Origin of the sequence: Tenacibaculum sp. MAR_2009_124, assembly GCF_900105455.1 — a bacterium.
GTDB lineage: Bacteria > Bacteroidota > Bacteroidia > Flavobacteriales > Flavobacteriaceae > Polaribacter.
On record NZ_FNSF01000007.1, the window covers coordinates 440,071 to 461,523 of the forward strand.

Annotated in this window: 21 protein-coding genes; 8 read left to right on the forward strand and 13 right to left on the reverse strand. The window is 31.6% G+C overall.

The features are described 5' to 3' along the window. Positions 1 to 29 precede the first annotated feature (29 nt). The 8 genes from BLW23_RS18830 to BLW23_RS18865 all read right to left on the reverse strand — a co-directional run bounded on the left by BLW23_RS18830 (position 30) and on the right by BLW23_RS18865 (position 11,080). Positions 30 to 4,886: a DNA repair ATPase gene (locus tag BLW23_RS18830; RefSeq protein ID WP_093672774.1), complete on the reverse strand. Its 4,857-nt coding sequence runs from the start codon at positions 4,884 to 4,886 to the stop codon at positions 30 to 32. A gap of 140 nt (positions 4,887 to 5,026) precedes the next feature. Continuing rightward, positions 5,027 to 5,545 (reverse strand): hypothetical protein, encoded by a 519-nt coding sequence (locus tag BLW23_RS18835; RefSeq protein WP_143032228.1) that lies wholly within the window; start codon positions 5,543 to 5,545, stop codon positions 5,027 to 5,029. 5 nt (positions 5,546 to 5,550) lie between these two features. Then, on the reverse strand, positions 5,551 to 6,375 hold the full coding sequence (locus BLW23_RS18840; protein ID WP_093672778.1) for a GNAT family N-acetyltransferase: 825 nt from the start codon (positions 6,373 to 6,375) through the stop codon (positions 5,551 to 5,553). 99 nt (positions 6,376 to 6,474) lie between these two features. Further along, positions 6,475 to 8,547, reverse strand: a complete 2,073-nt coding sequence (locus tag BLW23_RS18845; RefSeq protein WP_176829891.1) for an SPFH domain-containing protein — start codon at positions 8,545 to 8,547, stop codon at positions 6,475 to 6,477. 63 nt (positions 8,548 to 8,610) lie between these two features. After that, positions 8,611 to 9,219 (reverse strand): SPFH domain-containing protein, encoded by a 609-nt coding sequence (locus BLW23_RS18850; RefSeq protein ID WP_093672782.1) that lies wholly within the window; start codon positions 9,217 to 9,219, stop codon positions 8,611 to 8,613. A 27-nt stretch (positions 9,220 to 9,246) separates the two neighbouring features. Continuing rightward, complete coding sequence (locus BLW23_RS18855) at positions 9,247 to 9,954, reverse strand: OB-fold-containig protein (RefSeq protein WP_093672784.1); 708 nt, start codon at positions 9,952 to 9,954, stop codon at positions 9,247 to 9,249. Positions 9,955 to 9,956: 2 nt separating this feature from the next. After that, positions 9,957 to 10,673, reverse strand: coding sequence for a PspA/IM30 family protein (locus BLW23_RS18860; RefSeq protein WP_093672786.1), 717 nt, complete (start codon positions 10,671 to 10,673; stop codon positions 9,957 to 9,959). A gap of 11 nt (positions 10,674 to 10,684) precedes the next feature. Further along, the gene (locus BLW23_RS18865; RefSeq protein ID WP_093672788.1) at positions 10,685 to 11,080 is read right to left on the reverse strand and encodes a type III secretion system chaperone family protein; all 396 of its coding nucleotides are present in this window, start codon (positions 11,078 to 11,080) and stop codon (positions 10,685 to 10,687) included. 240 nt (positions 11,081 to 11,320) lie between these two features. On the opposite strand from BLW23_RS18865, the gene BLW23_RS18870 reads away from it, so the two are divergent. Further along, positions 11,321 to 12,073 (forward strand): helix-turn-helix domain-containing protein, encoded by a 753-nt coding sequence (locus BLW23_RS18870; protein ID WP_093672790.1) that lies wholly within the window; start codon positions 11,321 to 11,323, stop codon positions 12,071 to 12,073. A 114-nt stretch (positions 12,074 to 12,187) separates the two neighbouring features. On the opposite strand, the gene BLW23_RS18875 is transcribed toward BLW23_RS18870, so the two are convergent. Next, the gene (locus BLW23_RS18875) at positions 12,188 to 13,465 is read right to left on the reverse strand and encodes a phosphatidylserine decarboxylase (RefSeq protein ID WP_093672792.1); all 1,278 of its coding nucleotides are present in this window, start codon (positions 13,463 to 13,465) and stop codon (positions 12,188 to 12,190) included. Positions 13,466 to 13,811: 346 nt separating this feature from the next. Between BLW23_RS18875 and BLW23_RS18880 the strand changes: the two genes are divergently transcribed. The 4 genes from BLW23_RS18880 (at position 13,812) to BLW23_RS18900 (ending at position 16,904) form a co-directional block, all read left to right on the forward strand. Then, positions 13,812 to 13,997 (forward strand): hypothetical protein, encoded by a 186-nt coding sequence (locus BLW23_RS18880; protein ID WP_093672794.1) that lies wholly within the window; start codon positions 13,812 to 13,814, stop codon positions 13,995 to 13,997. An 11-nt stretch (positions 13,998 to 14,008) separates the two neighbouring features. Further along, positions 14,009 to 15,313, forward strand: a complete 1,305-nt coding sequence (locus tag BLW23_RS18885; RefSeq protein ID WP_093672796.1) for an NAD(P)/FAD-dependent oxidoreductase — start codon at positions 14,009 to 14,011, stop codon at positions 15,311 to 15,313. Positions 15,314 to 15,323: 10 nt separating this feature from the next. After that, complete coding sequence (locus tag BLW23_RS18890; protein ID WP_093673197.1) at positions 15,324 to 15,617, forward strand: hypothetical protein; 294 nt, start codon at positions 15,324 to 15,326, stop codon at positions 15,615 to 15,617. Between the two features lie 381 nt (positions 15,618 to 15,998). Beyond that, positions 15,999 to 16,904, forward strand: a complete 906-nt coding sequence (locus BLW23_RS18900; RefSeq protein WP_093672800.1) for an AraC family transcriptional regulator — start codon at positions 15,999 to 16,001, stop codon at positions 16,902 to 16,904. A gap of 72 nt (positions 16,905 to 16,976) precedes the next feature. Here BLW23_RS18900 and BLW23_RS18905 read toward each other — a convergent pair whose 3' ends face one another. From BLW23_RS18905 to BLW23_RS18920, 4 genes are all read right to left on the reverse strand, one after another. After that, positions 16,977 to 17,450, reverse strand: coding sequence for a DUF6428 family protein (locus BLW23_RS18905; protein ID WP_093672802.1), 474 nt, complete (start codon positions 17,448 to 17,450; stop codon positions 16,977 to 16,979). Positions 17,451 to 17,456: 6 nt separating this feature from the next. Continuing rightward, positions 17,457 to 18,065 (reverse strand): arsenate-mycothiol transferase ArsC, encoded by a 609-nt coding sequence (locus BLW23_RS18910; RefSeq protein ID WP_093672804.1) that lies wholly within the window; start codon positions 18,063 to 18,065, stop codon positions 17,457 to 17,459. 39 nt (positions 18,066 to 18,104) lie between these two features. Next, positions 18,105 to 18,437 (reverse strand): ArsR/SmtB family transcription factor, encoded by a 333-nt coding sequence (locus BLW23_RS18915; protein WP_093672806.1) that lies wholly within the window; start codon positions 18,435 to 18,437, stop codon positions 18,105 to 18,107. 91 nt (positions 18,438 to 18,528) lie between these two features. Then, on the reverse strand, positions 18,529 to 19,041 hold the full coding sequence (locus BLW23_RS18920) for a flavodoxin family protein (protein WP_093672808.1): 513 nt from the start codon (positions 19,039 to 19,041) through the stop codon (positions 18,529 to 18,531). Positions 19,042 to 19,187: 146 nt separating this feature from the next. Between BLW23_RS18920 and BLW23_RS18925 the strand changes: the two genes are divergently transcribed. The 3 genes from BLW23_RS18925 to BLW23_RS18935 are packed head-to-tail and all read left to right on the forward strand — an operon-like array spanning position 19,188 to position 21,431. Continuing rightward, a complete protein-coding gene (locus BLW23_RS18925) occupies positions 19,188 to 20,042 on the forward strand; it encodes a PPK2 family polyphosphate kinase (protein ID WP_093672810.1) in 855 nt (284 codons plus the stop codon). A gap of 43 nt (positions 20,043 to 20,085) precedes the next feature. Further along, a complete protein-coding gene (locus BLW23_RS18930; RefSeq protein ID WP_093672812.1) occupies positions 20,086 to 20,913 on the forward strand; it encodes a 3'-5' exonuclease in 828 nt (275 codons plus the stop codon). A 32-nt stretch (positions 20,914 to 20,945) separates the two neighbouring features. After that, on the forward strand, positions 20,946 to 21,431 hold the full coding sequence (locus BLW23_RS18935) for an ABC transporter ATPase (RefSeq protein ID WP_093672814.1): 486 nt from the start codon (positions 20,946 to 20,948) through the stop codon (positions 21,429 to 21,431). Positions 21,432 to 21,453 lie beyond the last annotated feature (22 nt).

The window sequence follows — 21,453 nt, forward strand, 5'->3', positions numbered from 1 at the left end:
TTTATTGAACTCGTTTACAATAAAAGAAGTTATTTTTCCAATCCTTTTTTTAGAACTGATTTAATTCCTTCCAAATTTTCAGTAAAAGCCATCATTTGACTTAATATTTGTGCCATTTCATTATTTTTACCGATACCTTTAAGTTTGTTATTTTTGGTAAATATTTCCTTAATATTTGTCCAACGTTCAACTTCTTCGTCAGACAAACGATCAATTAATTCTTTATATTTTAAAAGATTTGCTTCTGCGGATGAGGTTAAGGTTTGCGATTCACTTTCATAATGAGATAATAATAACCTTTGCAATTCTTCTTGATTCATAATGGGAACAATTTTAGCTACTAGCTTGTTCATATCACGATAAGAACCTTGTAGTTTAAAAGATGGTTCAACTCTGTAATCATCTTCCATTGCTGCAGATTGTATGTAGGCTTGATTTACCTTTAAAATCGTATCACGAATGGTAATTACTTTTTTAAGAACGGAAATATAATCCTGCACCTCTTGTTTTGTATGATTCCCTTTTAAATTAACCTCTTTTGAATTGTTTTCTACTTTATCTATTAAAGTGTATACGTCTTCAAAGTATTTGCTACTTAATTGATGTAGCACAGGGTTTGAAGTCATAGAGTTTTCAATTAAACTTAATTTAAATAAATGAGCTGTGTCTCCGATAATATCACCAAGGTTATAAATATCGGCCCTGTTGGCCAACATATCAGGAATTTGGAATTTATCACCACTTTCGGTGTATGGATTTCCTGCCATAATCACACAGAACTTCTTACCTCTTAAATCATAAGTCTTAGGTTTTCCATTGTATACACCTTCAATTTTTCTGGTTCCATCGGAAAGCGAAATAAATTTTTGTAAAAACTCAGGATTACAATGTTGAATATCATCTAAATATAACATTACATTGTCACCCATTTCAAAAGCCAAATTCAATTTCTTAAGCTCTTCTCTCGAGGCTGAGTTGTTTGCAGCCATAGGGTCAACAGAGGTAACTTCGTGTCCAATGGCAGGGCCGTTAATTTTCATAAATACTAAGCCCAATCGATTAGAAATATATTCCATTAAGGTCGTTTTACCATAACCTGGAGGTGAAATAAGTAAAAGCATTCCCATCCTGTCGGTACGTTTGTTGTCTCCAACAGTACCTAACTGTTTGGCTAAATTGTCTCCAATTAAAGGGAAATAAACTTGGTCTATTAATTTATTTCTAACGAATGAAGAAAGAACTCTAGGTTTAAATTCTTCAAGTTTTAACGCATCTTTTAAGTCTTCTGTAACCTGATGTTTGGCTTCTTTATATTTTATGAAATTAGGAACTTCTACAGTGTTAAAGTATTCAAGGTCGTTAATAAACGTATGGTAGTTAAATTTCCATTTACTTTCATTAATGTTGGTATGGTTCCCCTTTAAATCTTCAATAACGGTTACTGGGTTAACATTAATGGTGTCGGCGGCTGATAGATCTTCAAACAATAATAAAGCTACAGTTTCATGTATATAATCAGAAGCTTCTAATTCTTTTTCAGAAATAAAAGAACTTACCCATTGAATAGTAAGTTGAATACGTTCAATATAACTTTCTTGCTTCTGAATTCCTGTTTTAAATTTGTGCAAGGCATTTTGCTTATCCAGTTTTTTTAGGAAGCTTTCCTTAAGGTTTAGAGCCGTATTACTGGTGTGAAAGACATTATCACTTTGCAATTCTTTAAATAAATACAGAGCAATGTTTTTAGTGTCTTCTTTTGATAACAATTGAAATTTCTCAGAAAATGTATCTAAAGAATTGGTTAAGTCATCAATAATGTAATTATGAGTGGCACTATTTGGGAATACTTTGAGTACTTCTCCAGATGCTTTTATATTAGTGTTATATGAGTTTTGATCGGCTTCTGAAAGATGATTCCAAAAGTAGCGAGCAAAAGCTCTTATTTTTGGTGTAAAAGTTAGAAGTCCGAGTTCGTGATGTTTGTGCACCAGTGTATGCAGAATTTTAGAAGAATCCACATCATGCACACCTTTTACGTATCCCTCTGCATATAAATTACGACTTTCTTTTTGAACTAATTTTAATAACTCTTCTTCAGTTAAATTAATAAGTTCGTCGTTGTTAAAGTTTTTAAAGAGTTTATAAGCTAAGTAAGACGCTCTGTAAATGGTTTCATTTTCCGAAATCAATTCCTGATTCCAATATTTTTTTGAAGCCAGTAAAATATCATTGGTAATTTCTTCATAAAAATCTGTTCCAGTTAAGTGATAGCATAATTGTTCGTTTTTATAAACGATTGTTAAATCTAAAACTTGTCTGTTTACTCCAAATTTATGACTACCAAGTTTGATGATGTTTTCACCGTCTTCATATAGTTCTTGTTTGTCTTTAAGTTTTCGTAACGTATCTTCTTTTGCAACTTTTAATTTGGTTTCAACAGTTTCTGCTTTACCAATATCATCTAGTTCTTTTAATTGTTTTACAATATCACGAACCTTATTAATCATTAAATCGGCAGCGAAATATCCATTGATATCTTCAATAGAATCAAAAGTAGCAGCTTTTTTGGTAATTCCTTTTAAGATACGTTCGGCAGCAGTTTGTAAAGCGATTGTTTTTTTGTTCCTTTTTTCAATGAGGCTGTTTTTACGATTGTCAAAAGCCGTATGAACCTCCTCTCGTTTTTCAATGATTTGAGTAATGAACTCGTCATAATCGGCAAACTTACCTTCTAGCTCTTCTAATTGAATAGTGGTTTTGGTCAAAAATTCATCACACTTTTCAGGAGTGTTTGCAATATCAATATAATTGATAATACTTTGATCAATCAATTTAAGCTGGGCATTAAAGTCGGCTTTGGCTTCTTTGCTACCTAAATTTTTAATGGCGTTTTTAATTCCTGATTTAAGCTGATTTAAAGTTGCAAAAATCAACGAAATATTATCTATTATTTTGGTAGATTGTGAAGTGTCTTCTATTTCTAGGTTAGAAACAATATCGATTAACATTTCTAAATCAACAGTGATTTGATTTACTTCTTTTTCTAAGGTCTTTGCCTCAATAACCTTTTTAATATTGGGCAAGGTTTGCTGTTTTTCTTTTACTCTAGTATGATAGGGTAGGAGTGCTTTATCATTTAAAAGAAACTGAACACATCGTTTTGAAATTAGGCTGTTTTGTTCAGCAACTTGCTCTTCTAATTTCTTTAATAAATTTATATTGATATAACGAATATCGTGAAGGCTAATAACTTCACCACGTAAGGAACGTAATTTACTTAAAAGAACAACAAAATCATCAATAGATTTAAAAGAAGTACTTCTTATCTTACTAAAAAGCTCATCAGATTTTATATTTATTTCATTGGTTTCTTTTTCTGCTTGCTTTTTTAATTGAACAACTTTTTCAAATTCTTCAATCGCGGCATTCGCTGCTTCATTAATTTCAGCAACCGGTTGATTTAATTCGAAAGTTTCCTTTTCGTGTAACCAATAGTAGGTATCGTTAATATCCTTAGAAGTTTTCGCTATATCCGAATAGAGTCCTGTATAATTATCTTCTTTACTTAATAAGGTAATTAATTCATGACACTCGGCCATGGCTCTAACAATGTCTTTGTTACCTATTTTATAAAGTAAACTGTCTTCATGTTGCGAAGGCATATAATCGCCCTTTAAATATGGTGTTTGCCATATTTGAACTACGTGATGTTTTGTTTGCTCGTTTTCAGTTTTAAAATAACAAAGTTCTCCATTTTCTAAAATGGTAAATCCGTTACAAATGATGGGCGTTTTAACACTTTGTTCAATAATATTATAGGACATTAAAACGTATAAGCCTCTAATGGTTGCATAAAAAACATATAAAAAGTCTTCACCATTTGGAGAAATAACTTTTTCCTGAAATTTAACTTCCTTAACATCAATATCGAATATTTTATGCTCACCTGTTTGGAGATAGTACCCATTGGGAAAAATAATACCATGGTCGTCAGGAAGTTTAACAGCAGTATCTTTAATACTATCTATTTTTTGAACTTCTTGAAGTTTATGATTGTATACAAAATATCTCGACTCTTCTTGAAAAGGTTTAATTTCGAGAGTGATTAAATTCCCTAGATCTCCAAATCGAAACTGACCATCATCTAGGGTTTGATCGATTTGTTCTACTGGTTCTGAAAGTACTCCTTTTCCATCATCTGTATTATCCTCAACTTTAATAGTTAAATCACCACCAATAGTTTCTACAAATATTTTATCTAGAATAGAAATGTGAGAATGTGTTCCATATCGATGCATGTCACGAGTTACTTCTTGCCATTTAAACTCATGCTGTATTGGAAAAGTATATTCGTGCTCACTTCGGTTATCAACATAATGCAATTTAGTATCATTGATTAACCATTTAAAGGCTTTAATATCGCTTTTGTTATCACTTAGTTGGAAAATCATGTACAAGTAATTTCCGATAACAGCAAACTTCGAAAATATTGTATTTCGATAGTATTTATATAAATTGGTGAAGTCGTCAATAAAAATAGGATCGTTAAACAAGTCTAACGATTGAATATGAAATTGTTGGTCTTTGAATTCATAAACACTGAATACATCAGATAGTTTGATGTCGGTTCTTAAGCCAAAATGAACATTATAACCAAAAATTGATACGTTACCGAGAGAAATAATATCTTGGGCAATACAGTTGTTTTCTGTATTAATTCTGTTATTGGCAATTAGTTTGGTTTCTATGGTGCCAAATACATGTTTTCTGGCATCGTTTAAGTTATGGAGTCGTTCTTGTAGATGTTGCTTTTGTTTTTGCAATCTACTTTGAATGATTTCATATGTTCCACCATCTAGTTGTTGTTCAGTATGTTGGTTTTCCATAGGTGATTATAGGTGTTAAAACTTCGTTTTCTCGAAGTCTTTTATCTTGTTCTTAAATTGTTTCTTTTCTGTTTCATTTGTTTTAAACCTCAAAGGCTCTTAAATCCGTGAAGTTTTTAATCGAAACTACTTTTTATTTTTTATTCTGGAATTCCAATTTGATTTCTAGTTCTTCCCGTTTTTTCTTCAAGCTTAGATATTAAACTATCAATACCTACTAGATGAATGTGGGCTTTTATTGTTTTATTAGAACTTGATATTTTTATTTCTTGACTAGTCTTTCCAAAAGTAATATCGCTAATTTTATTATACCGAATTTTTTTAGTCTTACCAAAAATGGTTGTTTCTGTAATTTCAGAATCTGTGATTCTTATATTGGAAATGTATCCCTTTGTAAATAGCAATAATCCAACAATTAAAGCAATCGAACTACTTATGATAGCTAAGATTTGGTCATTTTTATTAGCGAAAAAGAATCCAAAAATTAATAGAGCTATTCCGCCAAGTATTACAAGTATACCTAACATGTAATAGAACTTTGGTAGTTGTAAAAGAAGATTTCCTAAATCATCTTGTTTTGGTTTCTTTTTTGAAGCAGCTAAAAGCAATCCCATTACAACTGTAATTATAAGTGCTGGCAAAATATTTTTTAATATCATATAATTCATATTTCTAATTCCATCTCAAATTGATCAACGGTATTAATTAATTTTACTTTGTTGAGAATGGTAATTTTTTCATTTAATGTTTTATCAATATTATTTATTTTTATTTTTTCTGAAACTTGTTTAATTCCCGAAAAAAGTCTTTTCCAGTTGTTTTTTTGATCCAATAATACATCAAATTGTGCGATGTAATTGAGCTCTTTATTGATGATAAAATAAGACTCAACTTCTGCGTTTACTATAATTTCAAAATAGTTATAGGTCCCGTTTTTTATAGATTCTTTCTGGTTGTCCCATGAATAAACATCCTGATTTGGCAAGGTGCTCCATTCAATTTTATTTAAGGAAACTTCCTTTAAAAGAATGTCATGCTCCAATATGTTGTTTTGAATTTCTCCCTGACAGCAATGGTATTCTTTACAAATGTTAAATCCAATGTTTTTATAAAGTTGAATAGCAATTTTATTTTCTGTGATAACCTCTAGTGTTGTTTTTTTTACACCATGTTTTCTTAAATTAGAAAGGGCATAAGCGTATATGGTTTGGATGATTCTTTTTCCTCTATGTTCCGGTATTACTCCTGTACCAGTATTAAATGCGGTTAAGAGACCATTTCTAGTATCGACTGCATGAATAATAAAGCCTATGAGTCTATTATTATCGAACATACCGTACGATAAATTGAAATCTACTTTTGAGGCTTTCCATCGTTTGATATAATAGTCTTTATCCGTAGGCATTTTAACAAAGTAGTTGTCAAACGCCAGTAGAAATGATTCTATAATTTCATCGATAGCTGTATTTCCTAAGTTTCTTACATCCATTTTCAAATCGAACACGATTATTTGTAGAAAATTAAAGTAGGGGAGTACGAAAAAGAAAACAAAAGAAGTCGTTACAACTTCTTTTGTTACTCTATACTATTAAGATAATTTCTTATCAGATAAACCTAGACCTTTAGCCAAGTTAAAGAGGTTGCTAAATAAATTCTCTTCATCTGCACTAGAAGCTTTTGATTTTAAGTCTACCAATAAATTGGCAATACTTAAGTTCTTGATATCTTCAGATGAAATGCCATATTTAGTAGCGAAGTCTTTTACTTTTTCAAGTAAATTACCTTTTACATCGTCACTACCTAAAATAGCATCTTTTACATCTTGGATGTTTGAGCTATGCTGAACCAACCTGTCAACACCTTTAGCTTTGGTAATTTGCCCAATGATTTGGTCGAAGAACATAGTTTCACCACCAACAATATCAATATTGGCTGCCTTTAAAGCGTCACCAATAACTTGGGCTTGTGCATCGGCAATATCTTTTTGAACATTGATATGTGCTAGATCTACTTGCAATTCTTTTTCTAAACGTAGTTTAAATTCTTCATGCTCTTTACCTACACCATCAAGTTTTTTCATAGCTTCTGCTTTTTCTTCGATACCAGCAGCTTCAGCTAAAGCGATTTCTTTATCTCCTGTAGCTTTCGCAAGTGCCTTTTCTTTGATAACTTCAGCTTCTGCAATACCTTCTTCCTTATTAGCGGCAGCTTTTGCTAAAATTCCTGCTGCTTCTGCTTTTGCTTTTTTCTCGATAATTGTGGCCTCTACTAATCCTTCACGTTCATTAGCATCAGCTTTGGCATGCATAACTTGAGCTTCAGATAAACCTGCAGTTGCTTCTTCTTTAGCTTTAGCCTCCGCTAATGTTTTTCTCGCTTCGGCTTCTTTCTCGCTAGCCTCTTTTTGAGCTTGCGCTTCAATATTTATCTCTTCTGCTTTTTGCTTGGCTGCCTCTTTTTGCGCTTCTGCTTCTTTGATCGTTTTTATTAAAGACTCTTCAGCTTCAGCCTCAGCAACAGTAATTTTTACTTGTTTGTCACGATCGGCTGTTTTGAAAGCTTCAATATCTTTCATGTTTTCCTTCTCTTCTACAACACCTTTTTCTAGCATTACTCTATCACGAATAACGTCTTGAATATTTTTCTTTTCAACTTCAACAACCTTTTCTTTTTCAATTTCTGCTAAAGTTACGATACGTTCACGCTCCGTAGCTTCCAAAGCCCTGTCTTTTTCAACACGCTCAGCTTCAACGGCCTCTGTACGTTGTTTGTTTTTCTCAGCAACAATAATTTGGCGTTGCATGTTTTCTTCAGCAACTTGAACTTTCTCTTCAGTCGCAATTCTTGCTGTTTCAGACTTTAAACGCTCTTCTTCAGCGACTTTTAAGATCTCAGCTTCTTCGCGTGCTTTTATGTTCGCAATTTCTCTCCTTTGTTGTTCTTCCTTTTCTGCTAATTGCTTGTCTAATTCTAAAATCGCTTCTCGAGCCTCAACATCTTGTTTACGAATAACTTTTTCTTCGTCTCGTTTAATTAAATTAGATTTAACATTTTGGGCAGCTGTTAATTCTGTAATTTTTTTAATTCCTTCAGAATCTAAAATGTTATCTGGTTTTAAGAAAGAAACAGGAGTTTGCTCTAAATAATCAATAGCGCAATCCTCTAAAGTGTATCCGTTTAGATCTTTACCGATTTCATTTATAATTTGGTTTCTAAATTCGCTTCTCGACTCGTATAATTGAACAAAGTCAAATTGTTTTCCTACTGTTTTTAATGCTTCCGAGAACTTTGCTTCAAATAATTCTTCAAGAGTTTCTATATGCGAGGCACGTTCACAACCAATAGTTTGTGCTACTTCAATAATATCTTGTTTCGATTTGTTTACTTTAACAAAAAAGGCAACTTTAATATCTGCTCTCATATTGTCTTTACAGATAAGTCCATCTGTTTCTAAACGATCGATCTCTATTTTTTTTACAGAAATGTCCATGATTTCCAATTTATGTAAAACAGGAATTACGTACATACCTTTGTCAAAGGCAACAGCGGTTCCTCCGAAACCAGTTTTTACTAAAGCCTGACCTTGTGGTATTTTTCTGTAGAAAAGAGCAATAATTATTACAAATAGAAGGACGAGTGAGGCCAATCCGCCAACCACCATCCAAACGATATCTAGAATATCAATTTGTGCGAAAATTAATAGTGTATTAGTCATAGTTTATTTTTAGTTATATGATTGAGTATGTTTTTGCATTTCTTGAGTTAAATTAATTTTTTCCATGTAGTTGATGGAACATTGTTCTAAAGAAAATCCATAAAGATCTCTACCGATGTGTTGTACGATTTCATTTTTAAATTCTGATATAGAATCTCTTAATGTTTCAAAGTTAAATTTTTTAGCGATATTATGTATCGATTCTAAAAATATCGGTGAAAATATTTCTTGAACATTTTCAATATTGGATGCTTTTTCACTTCCGATAGAATGAAGGGTATGTTCAATACTTTCTTTAGAGCAATTAACTTTCAATAAAAAGGTAGCGACTATATCAATACGTTTGCCATCTTTACATAAAAGATTGCTTTTGTCAATTAATTTTAGCTCTATTCTTTTTATAGTCGTGTCCAATACGTCAAGTTTATGTAAAAAGGGAATTACATATATTCCTTTGTCAAAAACAATTACTGTATTTCCAAGGCCTGTTCTAATTAACGCTTGACCTTGTGTTGGTTTTTTGTAAAAAAGAACAGTTATTAAAGTAAAAAGAAAGATCATAGAGGTCAGTCCTCCCACTATTAACCAAACAATATTTATAATATTAATTTGTTCCATAGGCAATTTTGTGAATAGCAATTATAATTATTCATACGATTGTATAAAATAAAACTTCTTATCTGGCGATTCTTTTATGATCAGAATTTCTTCGCCTGATTTGATTTCTTCTCCATTTAAAGATTTTCCGTAAACATTAATTGGGTCATCGTTAACATATAACTTCACGCTCCCCATTCTGTTTTTTGAAATATTAGAACGTAAAATGCCTTTTCTACCAATAAGGTCAAGATTTTCAACACCTTTTCTGTCTAGATTTTTAAAAAAAGATTTAAATGGTGTGGTGAAAATTTTATTTAAAATTAATGCAGGAAGCATTGCTGACAGAAAAATAACAACACCAAAAGAATTGTCATAACTGTTGGTTAGATACGTGCCAATTACAGTAATAGCCCACCAAAAGAAAATCCAAGATGTAAAGGTGAAAAGGAAAGGTAATTCCACAAAGTTAAAGTATAGTAGAATTACCTGCCACCATTTTAGTGGTTTTCGTTTTTTACCCGTAACCGTTTCTTTCTTTAATTCAATATTAGTAACGTCTTCAAGATCAATGCCCGTAGAGTCAATGTCTAAATCGGTATCAATATCGGCATCAATGTCAATATCAACATCTAAGTCGAAATCTAAATCGAGCCCCAGTATCATTGTAAAAACTCTATAAGCCGCTAAAGCTATAAGTAATATAGTTAGTGGAGCATTGATTGTAGAAAAAACTAAATCGGTTAGTGAGTTCAAATTTATCCTTCTTTATTATCGTTAAGTCCTAATTGTTGTTTAAGTTTGGCTAAATCATCTTCGGCATTATTCTGTTTATCATCAATAGCATCATTCAACTCATCGTCAATGGTTTTTGTTGAATTGGCCAAATCACCGTATGCTTCAGCTAAAGCTTCCTCTTGAGTTACTTTATCTTTCATACGTTCTAACATCGTTACGGTACTGTTACTATCTAACTCTGCCATTTGTTTGTTCAGGTTTTTAGTAGCTTTTGATACTTTTACACGAGCCTTAAGTGTTTTCAGTTCATTTTCCCATTTTTGGATGTTATGTTTTATTTCCTGTACACTTTTTTCAAGTTGAGTAACTGAAGAATCTAGTTTTTCAGACTCTAATTTAGTTCTACTTATTTCTTGAACATTTTCCTCTTTTTTAATAAGTGCTTGTTTGGCTAATCTATCAGCTTCATTTGCATCCATTTCTCCTTTTTGTGCTTTTTGAAGAACTAACATTGCTTTTTGTTGATAATCTTCAGCTTTTAAGGTAAAGGTTTCAAGGTCGTTTTTTGAACGAATAGCTAGTGCTTTTATTTGTGCTAATGACTCTAGGCTCTTTTCCAAATCACTTTTTAAATCTCTAATTCCTTGTTCTGTCATTTTAATAGGATCCTCCATTTTATCAATAGCAGAGTTTGCTTCTGCTTCTCCTATTCTAAATAATCTTCTAAATATATTCATGGTCTATTTTTTTAATACTTTGAAAATGCAATAATTTGCTCTGAAAACTCACTTAATAATAAACTCAATGAGTTCAAGCTTGCTTCTAGTTCATTCAGATCTAAATTTTCTAACTGTAGGGTGTCTCTGAATATAACACGTTCACCACAGTCGTCTAATACAAAGGCACCATGAACGATGTCTCTGTTTTTAATAAGAAGACTTTTAAAAATGTCTTCATTAGGTTCATTTACCTTGAAAATAAATTGTTCAATAATAATAATTGGGTAGGCTACTCCAATTATGAGGTTTTTTATCCCAAAGTTTTCTTTTTCAATAACAAAAAGGCCGTTTTCAATATCCTCTTTAATGATATTGAAGTTTAGTTCTTGTAAAAAGTTTTTTGTTTTTATATAGTGATTGTCCATCTAGCAATTGAATTAGTTAATTAATGGTTTCTCTTAGCGGTGTAATATTACAAAAAAGATTTGAATAGCGCACTGGTAATGTATAGTGTTATTGTTATCATAATTGTGTTTTTGTTTTAGTTGATATTATTTTTTTACGAGCTAGAACTAACGATTTTAGCAAAAACTATGTATATTAGCTAATATTATTAGTGTAAAGATAGTGATTATTTTAATAATTGCAAATAAAATTAGCAAAATATGTCGTTTTTTGGTAAAAATATTAAAAAGATAAGAGGTGTTAAAGGATTGAGTCAACAAGCATTTGCGGAGTTGTTTGGCCTGAAAAGAGCGACTTTAGGGGCTTATGAAGAAGGGAGGAGTGAACCGAAAATTGAAACAATAATTAAAATTGCTAATTATTTTAGCATAATTATAGATGACTTGCTAACGGCTGAGTTAACAGTAAATCAGTTGTTGCAATTTAAAGGGAGTTTAACATTGGAGGTTGAGAAGTTCGAAAAAGAGAAAATGACAGACATACCTATAATAACGAATAAAAACCAAAATGACTATATAAAGTATTTTGATAAACCGAAATTTATAAAAGATTTACCAGTAGTTTCTCTTCCAATTACTACTGAATTGGAGCTTAGGGCTTTTACCGTGAATAATTTAGAAATGACTTCTAATGAAAATGGAGTTTATCCTAATGATTTTGTTGTTGGAGAAAAATACCCTGTGAAGAAACTAAACTCTTTGAAGGCAGAAAACTTGATGCTTGTTTTAGTGGAGGAAGAGTTGGTGCTAAGGCATGCGACTATTGAAGGAAAGGAGTTAGTGTTAAAGGCAGCTCATAAAAATATAGAAGATAAGAAGTTTTTGCTCTCTGAAGTGAAGGAGTTGTGGTTGGTAAAGAGTACTTTTTTAAGAAGAGTTCCTGAGTTTAGAAATCCGTTTGAAGATAAATTGTATTTTTTAGAGAGGGAATTTTCGAAACTAAAAAACAAGTAATTCCAATGTGTAAGTGGTATAATTCTAGTTTTTCAACTAATAATAAGATATTATAATAGGTGAGTTTGGTGTAAGAGTCTATACCAAACTCACCTTTTTTATTATTTGTATAATTTATTTATTCCAATAAACAGCAGTCTGTCCATATTGAAAATGTATTGGTTCATGCCCTGGGTCATTTTTAAACATGTATAATTCACTAGGTGGTTTTTGAAATAACATGATAATGTCAGATCCTCCAAATCTAAATTTCCCAAATTCTTGTCCTTTTACAACTTCTTTTCCTTGTAATTCAGTGTACATATCAACTCCAGAAACTTGACACATTCCAATAGGTAAAATAGCTACTTTACCAACTACTGGTCCAGCATCCATAACTACTAAACCTCTAGCTTGAGTAAACTCATAGCCATCTTCTGCACCATCTGGAGCATCCCATTGTCCGTTTTCTTGTAGTTCAACGTTTAAATATACTTTTCCTTCTACAGGGATTATTTCTAATACTTCTCCACTAACTGGAGTGTGGAATCTATGGTAGTCAAATGGACTTAAAAAGTAATGAATGAATGTTCCTCCGTAAAAATCAGAAGCGTACTCACTTTCTTGTAAAAGCTCGTCAATAGTTCCAATACTGTGAGTGCCCTTTAAAGAAACGCGTGTGTGTTTACCATTTGATTCCAATACATTTCCCTGGTCATCTATTGGGTAGTATTGTTTATAAGTACAATCAGCTGGTGAAACAATGTTTTCATTGTTTTCAGGATCTGAAATTGGACGCAAAGGACTTAGTCCAGTTTCTGGGTCGGCATGATTGAATTCTCTGTAGAAAAATTCATTAAAAGTGTTCCAGCTTCTTTCGTTATCCGCATATAAATGAAAATTATACATCGAGTCATGTTTGAATGAAAGTAAGCTTTCTTTTGTTAAAGATTCTTCAGTATCTAAAAATGTTCCCCAAGCATTTGCGAAATCGACTAACCAATTGGCAAATTTCTCAAAACTTTGCATGGTTAGATTGGTTCCAGGTATTTTTTGGTCAATTAGCCAGTATGATTGACATAATAAATCATATACTTTTTGGTTGTAACCGTTTTGTTGTCCATTGCTTTTCCATGCATTAGGATATTCAGGGTCATTACTTTCGTTTGGAATTAAACGTACATATAAGTCTAGGTAATCCAGATAATGGTTTGTTGTTGTTGGCCAACCATTTCCTTGAAAAACATTATCAATGGCTTTGTATAAATCTGCATTTAATTTCTTTTTAGCGGATTCTACTGCAATGTTTAATGAAGCAATTAACGCTGCTTCCATTTTTGGGTCTTCTGAAAGAATTTCCTGCAAAGAGGCTACTACAGGTTCGTGAGTAGACTGTGAAATAAGTGTTTCCATATTGATTGGTTTTTAATGTTTTAAGGTCGTTACTCAAAGGTGAGAAAAACAAAAACATCTTTAGGATAAAATGTCACAAAGGAGAGGTTTTCATGTATAGTAGCTTTAAAATGAGGTACAAATGTTTTAATTGAAGTGAGATGGTTAAAGATGAGCTTCATAATTTACACCAGCTATGATTTGAAATTACAGTAAAACAAAATGATGATTTTTTCGTTATTCGAGTTTTAAAAATAGAGCATAGCTTTAGTTAATTTTTTTTCAAAAGAAGAAGAAGAAAGGAAAAAGGGTGTTTTATTATGGTGATTTCAACTGGTAAATGGTATTAATATAGAATGCTTTGAAAATGATTTCAGCTAGGTGTTCTGAAAGCTTTTATCAGGATGGTTTGTTAGTTGACGAATTGTTGACTTCAAATCGAGGTGTTGTTTATTGTTTTTTAGGAAAATTAAAAAGTTTAAAAGAGTTCTATATCAATAAAGAAGATAATGTTGAAGAAGAAATTATCTTTTTCTTAAATTTGTTTTACTAAAATTTAATTGTATGAATATACCTCAAACCAGTGCTCCAAGAGTTGTAATTGTTGGAGGAGGATTTGCAGGATTGGCGGCTGCTCGGGGATTAGAAGAGCAAGAACTTCAAGTAGTTTTAATCGATAAACATAATTATCATACGTTTCAACCTTTATTATATCAAGTAGCAACAGGTGGGTTAGAGCCAGATAGTATTGCTTTTCCATTAAGAAAGAGATTTAACGATGTAGAAAATTTTTATTTTAGGTTAGCTGAAGTAGTCAAAGTAGATTCGGAAAGCAATAAATTAGAGACAACTATTGGGTGTATTGAGTATGATATTTTGATTTTAGCAACGGGTTCAACAACGAATTTTTTTGATAATACTAATGTTCAGAAATATTCAATGGAAATGAAATCTGTCCCTCAAGCACTGAATATAAGAAGTCTGGTATTAGAAAATTTTGAAGAAGCTTTACTCGAATCAAATTTAGAAAAGAGATTGGCTTTAATGAATTTCGTTATTGTTGGAGGAGGTCCTACTGGGGTTGAGTTGGCAGGTGCGTTAGCAGAAATGAAAAAAGGAATTTTGCCGAAAGATTATCCCGATTTGGATATTAGGCAAATGAAAATAAACCTGATTCAGAGTAGTGGAGAGTTGTTGAAAGGAATGAGCAGTAAAGCTTCAAAAAAAGCTGAGGACTTTTTAAGAAAATTGGGGGTGGATGTATGGAAAAATTTGAGAGTACTTGATTATGATGGAGAGACAGTAATGACGAACGGAGAAGATCATTTTAAAACACAAACCGTTATTTGGGCTGCGGGTGTTAAAGGAGCTTTGATTGATGGTATGCATGTGGATTGTATTCTGGAAAGGCCTTGTCGAGTTAAGGTTGATAAATATAGTAGAGTAGATGGGTATGATAATATTTATGCGGTTGGAGATGTTGCTTGTATGAAAACGGAGTCTTATGAGTATGGTCACCCAATGATGGCACAGCCGGCTATTCAACAGGGTAGATTAGTAGCAAAGAATGTAATTGCCGAATTAAAAGGAAACGCTCAGAAAGAATTTATTTATAAAGATAGAGGTTCAATGGCAACCATTGGAAGGAATAAGGCTGTGGTGGATTTACCAAAATGGAAGTTTCAAGGTGTTTTTGCTTGGTTTGTTTGGATGTTTGTTCACCTGTTTTCTCTAATAGGTTTTAGAAATAAAGTGATCGTGTTTATGAATTGGGTATATAATTATATTCGTTTTGATCGCGAAACTAGATTAATTATTAGGCCTTACAAAAGGAAGAATAAATATTCATTTAATAAAGAACATGTCTAAAACAAACTCAATGGTAAAATGTAAGCACTGTGGTGTGTTTACAGAAAATTCGGACTATTGTAAAAATTGTGGTGCTCTTATATCCTTTAAAAAGGAAAGAGAGTTGAGGGTAGAATCGTTTAAACAACAGCAAATCGATGAAGCCAAATTAGAGCTTGAAAACCCGAGTTTTGCGATTAGGTTAATGCAACATCCTAATTTTTTGTGTAAAATAGGAGGTTGGATTTTGCATTCTGTATTTTTAGTTATTAGTGCAATAGGAGCTTTTCTTGCTTGGTTTATCGCTATGGTTGCCGCTGGTTAATTTGGGGTTTTTGAAAAAAACTGACTACATATTTAAATACTTTTGGTTTTCCTGTGTTCTTGGAGTATTGGTATATTGTTTACAAAAGTTAAATATAGAACTTTCCTCATTTATTCAGTTTTATCTTAATGATTTTTTAATTATTCCTATCGTATTAACAATCTGTCTTTATGTTGTTAGAAGGTTGTTGGGGTATAATAACTATAAAATACCTGTTCTTTATATTTTGTATATCTGTTGTGGCTATGCTATATTTTTTGAGTATTATTTGCCAGGGCTTTTAGACAGGTATACTTCGGATATTATGGATGTTATTTTATATTTTTTTGGAGGAGGAGTATTTTATTTTCTTCAAAGAAACACTAAAACTATAGTATAATAATGGAGCCAAGTAATAGTATTGTTGGAAGGATATATAAGGCACTTTTGTATATCGATAAGAATTTAAATAAAAAGCTTTCTTTGGAGTTAGTAGCGAAAGAAGCGTACTTTTCACCATATCATTTTCATAGATTGTTTTCAGCGGTAGTTGGAGAAAAATTAAATGCATATATACTACGAAAAAGGATTGAAAGAGCTATGGTTTTGTTACTTCGGAATGATGATATGTTAATTGTTGAAATTGCTGAAAAAGTTGGGTTTGATAGTGGTTCTTCTTTTTCAAGGAGCTTTAAAAAGTTTTACGGTATGAGTCCTTCAAAGCTTAAAAAGAAGGATATTGATCGATTTAGCAAGATTTGTATAGACGAAAGCAAGGATGGTCAAGATAGGATAAAGTTTAAAAAATATATTAGCAATATAAATAATCATTTAAATTTTATTCAGATGAAAGCTACTATTGAAATTAAAACACTATCAACTGTTAAAACTGCTTATATTGGTCATATAGGAAATCCTGAAAAGATAGCAAATGCTTTTAATAAATTAATTCAGTGGGCATTTCCTAAGGGGTTAATGTCGGAGAATACTCGAATGGGGACGGTATATCATGATAGTCCGAAAGTTACTGAGGCCGAAAAGTTAAGAATGAGTGCTTGTGTTTTCTTGGAAAAGGAAGTGGAGGTAAATGGAGAAGTAGGCTTGAGAGTTATTCCTGGAGGTAAGCATGTTGTTGCTCGATATGAAATAGGAGGGAGTGAGTTTCAAAAAGCTTGGGAGTCTGTTTTCGTATGGTTGTCGGAAAAAGGTTTTAAACCTCATGGTGAGCCTTTTGAAATCTATTACAACGATTATAATACACACCCTGAGAAAAAGTTTATTGTGGATATTTGTGTTCCTGTCGAATAAATTATAAGAATAATTATCAGTTATCTGGACATTGCAAAGCGTAAGTATTGATAACTGATAATTTTATTTTGATTAACAGCACCCAGATCCTGGGGCACATGAAGTTTCGGTGTTATTAAGGCTTGATAATTTAACTTTAGGTTTTTCTTGCGGTGTTATACCGCATTGGTCTTCAGCTAAGCAAGCCGTAGCTTTATTTGTGAGAAGAAAATTGGTTCCATTAAAATCTAAATTATATTTACCAATTGTATCATTTTGATACTCAACTTCAATTTCAAGATCTTCTAACTGTAGTGTTTTTTCAGATAATTCAATAATGTGGATTAGTTTTTCTGGGTGTAATCGATGGTCGTAGTCATCTTTATTCCATAGCTGAAAATTAATAACTTCTTCATTTCTAAGCGTTCCTCCGCAATCAATAAAGTGTTTGGATACTTTGCCGACTTCGGTAACATGAAAATGTGAAGGAACTAAGTTTCCATTGGGTAATTCAAAGGCGATTGTCTCTAAATTTTGAAGGTAATTTTTTATTTCTGAAAGTTTCATAAAGTGTTATTTTATTTGAGATAATACGTAATATAGCTCCGTTGCTATTTGAGTGCTTCTTTCTAAATACTTTTCATCCTGGAGTGGTGTGTTGTCAAAAGCTTTAGGGTCCTCAAATGTTAATGGAATTTTGTTGTCGGTACCTAAAACTAGCGGGCATCCTTCATCTGCTTGGGAGCAGGTCATAATAGCGATGAAATTTGATTTTGGATTGAAATCGCTAAAATATTCTTTCGAAAAACCAATAATTGGTGCTGTGTTTGAATCGTATTTTATTGCATGTATAGGGTTTTTTCCTTGTGAAATAGTTTGAATATTAAACCCTTGGTCTTTTAGCGTTTTAATGATAGGGGAAGCAATAGCTGTTGATTCAGTACCACCGCTATAGCAAAATACTTTGTCTAAATTGAAAAAGTTAGCCAAAGTTTGCATCCATATTTGTGATAAATGACTTCTTCTGGAGTTGTGGGTACATATAAAGTTTAAGTTTATATTTTTTTGCTCATCTTTTTTAGATTGCAAAAGTTGAGCAAAAGAATTTAATAGTACTGTTCTTTCTTTTGGTATAGACGATACTTTTAAGTTTTGAATAGTCTTAGTTAAATTAGTATTCATTTTTTATTGTAATATTGCGATTAATGATTTAAAATTTTTTTAGCTGCAGCAATTTGTATCGTTATTTGATTCGGAAAATAAAGTTAATAAAGTAGTTTGAATATTTTTCCAGTTATCAGTATCAATACAATAGCAAACACTTGTGCCTTCAATATTTCCTTTAATGATTCCTGTATTCTTTAATTCTTTTAGATGCTGAGAAATGGTCGGTTGGGCAAGACCAATTTCATTTACTAAATCACCACAAATACATGATTCAATTTTAAGTAAGTGTTGAATTATAGCTATTCGTGCCGGGTGCCCAAGAACTTTTGCTATTTTGGCAATGGTGTTTTGCTCATCAGTAAATATTTCAGATTTGGTTACTCCCATAATTATTAATTGTATTATTGCAATATTACGATTAAATATCAAAACAAAAAAGGAAAAGCCTGTTGAAAATTAACAGAAGCTCTTCCATGTATTAGTTTATCAGTGTTTTAAATGTTTCTAATTGTTGTTTCGCTTCTTCATTAATCTCACTACCATCTTCCGTAAACCAACCATGAACATTACCAAGGTAATTCATTCCTAAATAGTTCGCACTTTCTTTAAAAGGCATGTAAAACCCTTTTTTTAAGTCATTTGCGCCAGAATTACTTATTACTGCCATATTCTTTCCTCGTAAAAGCCTTCCTAATTCTTTTTCTTGATATAATAAATCAGAACATCTGTCAAAAAAAACTTTTAAAATACCACTCATTGAATACCAGTAAACTGGTGTGGCAAAAATAATGGTGTCGTAGTTTGGAATTACATTTTTTACTAATGGAATAAAATCGTCGTTTGTATTTTTAAATTCGTAATCGAAATGCCCAATATTCTTAGTTTTTAAATCAACAATGTCAAAATTGTTTTCAGGATTTAAGTAGTCAATTATTTTTCTTGTATTTCCGTAACTTTTTGAGCTACCTTGAATTACAATAGTGTTTTTCATGATTGTTAAATTTAGTTACGACAAAATTCATAATAAATAACCTTAAAGATTACAAAAGAATATTGAATTAATTGATAAATACCAAGATAAAATCAATTAGAAAACACTTTAATTTTATTACTTTTATAGTATAATTTATAATTTTTATGAATGTAAATGATTATAAAGCTTCTGAAGAAATACATTTGAATAATATTCCTACCAAAGAATTGATATTTGATGCTAAGAAAGAGCTTAAGAAATTGAGAAAGGAAATTAGTAAACTTCAAGATACAATGTATGCCGAAGGTAAGCATAGTATGTTGATTTGTTTACAAGGAATGGATACAGCAGGGAAAGATAGTTTGATTCGTGAAGTATTCAAAGATGTAAATGCACGAGGTGTTGTTGTTCATAGTTTTAAAGTGCCTACGGAACTAGAGTTAAAGCATGATTTTTTATGGAGACACTATATAGCACTTCCAGCCAAAGGAAAAATAGGTGTGTTTAATAGAACACACTATGAAAATGTATTGGTAACAAGAGTTCATCCAGAGTATATATTATCTGAAAATATACCTTCAGTTTCGTCTATAGAAGATATTGATGATTGTTTTTATCACAATAGAATGGACAGGATTAATCAGTTTGAAAAACATTTGGAAGAGAGTGGTACTATAGTCTTGAAATTCTTTCTGCATTTGTCAAAAGAAGAGCAAAAAAATCGATTGTTAAGACGTTTGAATATTCCTGAAAAAAACTGGAAATTTTCAGCAGGAGATTTGAAAGAAAGAAAACTTTGGGATAAATATCAAGAGAGCTATGAGGATGTTTTGAATAGAACATCAACAGATTACGCGCCTTGGTTTATTATTCCAGCTGATGATAAGCCTTCTGCAAGATATTTGATGGCGAAAGTTTTACTGGAAGAATTAAAGAAGTATAATTTTAAAGAACCTAGGTTGCCTCAGAAAGTACTGGGTCAAATAAACGACTTTAAAAAACAATTAAATAACGAATAAAAGAAAAGGGATTAGTAAATAAAGATCTCAAGAGATTTTAAAAATGGAATTAAACTTAAAAAAACCAATCGTATTCTTCGATTTAGAAACAACAGGAATTAATATAGCAAATGATAGAATCGTTGAGATTTCTATACTTAAAGTTTTTCCTAATGGAAATAAAGAAAGTAAAACATGGTTGGTAAATCCAGAAATGGAAATACCTGAAGAGTCAACAGCTGTTCACGGAATAACGAATGAAAAGGTAGTAGCAGAGCCAACTTTTAAAGAATTGGCAGAGACAGTAAACGAAATGATTGCAGATGCTGATTTAGCTGGTTTCAATTCAAACAGATTCGATATCCCTTTGTTAGCGGAAGAGCTGTTAAGAGCGGGAATTGATTTTGACATGGTAAACAGAAAAGCCGTTGATGTTCAAGTAATATTTCATAAAAAAGAACAAAGAACATTAAGTGCTGGGTATAAATTTTATTGTGGTAAAGATCTGGATGATGCGCATTCAGCAGAGGCAGATACGTTAGCAACTTATGAAATATTAAAAGCTCAGTTAGATAAATATGAGGATATTGAAAATTCAGTAGAAATGTTGAGCGAATTTTCTTCTCATAGAGAGAGAGCCGATTTTGCTGGATTTATTCTTTTTGATGATGAAGGGCATGAGATTTTTTCATTTGGAAAATATAAAGGAAGAATAGTTGAAGAGGTTTTGAAAGAAAATCCAGGGTATAATTCATGGATTCAAAATGCAGAATTCCCTCTGTATACTAAGAAAGTTTTAAGACAAATAAAAGAAAGAATGACTAGGCCGAGAAAAGTATTGTCGGAAGAGGAGAAATTAAAGGCATTACAGGCAAAATTTAATGCTAGGTAATTTTTAAGGAAGTTAATTAATTTAAAGAAAAAATGTTTGTAGAATATAAAGATTTACCTGAAAATTCAAGAGTTTGGGTGTATCAGTCAGATCGAGAGTTTACGGAAGAAGAAATACTATATATTAATAATAAAGCAAAAGTATTTATTGAAAACTGGACACGTCATGGTGATGATCTAAAAGGATCGTTTACGATAAAATATAATCACTTTATCGTATTGTCCGTAGATGAAAGTTTTAACAATGTTTCAGGGTGTTCAATTGATGCTTCGGTGCGTTTTGTTAAAGAATTGCAAGCCGAGTTAAAACTGGATTTAATGAATAAAATGAATGTTTCATTTAAAGATGGTGATCACATAAATATTGTTAAGCTACCTGATTTTCAAAAATACATTAAAGAAAAAAAGATAACAGGAAGTACTACTGTGTTTAATAATATGGTTAATACAAAAAATGATTTTGAAACCCAATGGGAGGTTAATGCTGAAGAAAGTTGGCATAAAAGATTTTTGGTATAACTATTGAATACATTCAAGTGAT